Annotated in this window: 1 protein-coding gene; it reads right to left on the bottom strand. The window is 44.3% G+C overall.

Going from position 1 to position 397, the window contains the following annotated elements:
• A partial coding sequence (locus tag SOM12_RS24100; RefSeq protein ID WP_320495886.1) for a hypothetical protein occupies positions 1-397 on the bottom strand: 397 nt, incomplete at both ends.

Below are 397 nucleotides of genomic sequence, written 5' to 3' on the forward strand. Positions count from 1 at the left end.
AAACTGTTAAAGTTCCTGTATAAGTTCCCGCCGCCGTATTTGCAGGTATAGGGATATTGATTGAGTTTGCTGGCAAGGCCGCATTTGTAACTGCTGCGAAAGTATTTGCCGGACTGGCATTCCACGTAATGCTATAAGTCGTCGGTGCATTTGTAACAGCACTGTAAGGCAAAGTAGTGCTTTGTGCACTTGTACTTGCGCATACTGCAGTAGTAGCTCCTAATGTTATTGTTGGCAATGGGTTTACGATAACGGTAAAATTATTTGCTGATGACACGCATCCGTTTGCATTGCTTACCGTTAAAGTTCCTGTATAAGTTCCCGCCGCCGTATTTGCAGGTATAGGGATATTGATTGAGTTTGCTGGCAAGGCCGCATTTGTAACTGCTGCGAAAGT

It is taken from the genome of Flavobacterium sp. CFBP9031, from assembly GCF_034044945.1.
Lineage (GTDB): Bacteria > Bacteroidota > Bacteroidia > Flavobacteriales > Flavobacteriaceae > Flavobacterium.